The sequence below is a fragment of the Streptomyces sp. NPDC002130 genome, from assembly GCF_040296465.1.
GTDB lineage: Bacteria > Actinomycetota > Actinomycetes > Streptomycetales > Streptomycetaceae > Streptomyces.
This window is the reverse complement of record NZ_JBEOXI010000952.1, coordinates 1-1,280: the sequence shown is the minus strand read 5'-3', so window position 1 is coordinate 1,280 and position 1,280 is coordinate 1. Positions and strand designations below refer to the sequence as shown.

The following is a 1,280-nucleotide window of genomic DNA, read 5'->3' as shown; positions in this document are numbered from 1 at the left end:
CAGCCGAGGACGTCCAGGAGCCTCCTGACGATGGCGAGGATGCTGCAGAGCGCGGGCGGAAGGATGTTTTCCACAACCGGGCAGACCAGCTGAGGCAGTCCGGCATCGGCGAGCGCCTGGGGGTCGAGCGCGTGGGGGCTGCCGGTTGCCGGAACGGGCCAGAACGCGCACAGGTCGAGCGGCGCTTGACCGGTCCCTCGGCCGTCGTCGAGGAACGGGGCCGCTTCGCGGTACCGGGTATCGGACTCGCCGGCCTCGGCGCGGTCGGTGGTTGCCGGATCGTCCACGCAGCGAATGGCGTTGAACGCGTCGTTGATGTTGGAGTAGCTGCCGTCGTCCTCACGGCCTTCGTACATGTCGGCGAGATTGAGCAGCGAGTCGCCGCGTCCGTCGGCCAGACTCGACAGACCCCCACGCAGCGGCGTCCACAACTGTGGCGAATACAGAGCCTGCTGGACGCCCGTGATCGCGTCGGAATAACTCAGTCCGCGCGGATCGGTGGTCTGTGCCGGCTTCTCGATCAACGGATCGACGAGTGCCTGAAAGCGCGCTTGCGCCTGCGCCGGATCGTCACCGAGCGGGCAGTCCGTTCGCGAGACACAGTCGGCGACAAAGGCGTCGAACGCGCCTTGGAAACCCTGACCTTGCAGGACCACTTCGTCGACCGGATCCTGTTCGGGGTCGAGCGCGCCGTCGAGGACCATCGCTCGGACGTTCTGCGGAAAGGTTTCCGCGTAAGTGGATCCGAGCCGGGTCCCGTACGAGAACCCGAGGTAGTTCATCTTCGGATCGCCGAGAACGCCCCGAATGACGTCCATGTCTCGCACCACCTCGTAGGTACCGACATGCGCGAGGAACTCCGTACCGGTCCGCTCAGCGCACTTGGCGGCGTAGTCCTTGCTGTCCGCCTCGGCGAGGGCGATGCCCTCCGGTGTCATGTCGACGTTGACCTCCGCACGCTCCGCGTCGGTCTCCTCCGGCGTCAAACACCGAACCTGCGGCGTCGACGCTCCGATCCCCCGCGGATCGAAGCCGATCATGTCGAAACGCTCCTGCAGTTCGGTGCCCGAACCCGACGTGGCCATCGACAGCCCGGACCCACCCGGCCCGCCGGGGTTCAGCAACAGCGAGCCGATGCGGTCACCGGTGGCCTTCGAACGCGAGATCACCACCTTCGCGGTGTCGCCGCTCGGATTCGCGTAGTCGACGGGAACGCTCACCTCTGCGCAGTCGACCCCTCGCCCCAGCGGCGCAGTTCCTTCTTCGACGAATTGGTCGCA

Annotated in this window: 1 protein-coding gene; it reads right to left on the bottom strand. The window is 66.6% G+C overall.

The window, feature by feature from the left end:
- A partial coding sequence (locus ABT116_RS47335; RefSeq protein WP_351647578.1) for an alpha/beta fold hydrolase occupies positions 1-1,220 on the bottom strand: 1,220 nt, incomplete at its 3' end.
- Positions 1,221-1,280 lie beyond the last annotated feature (60 nt).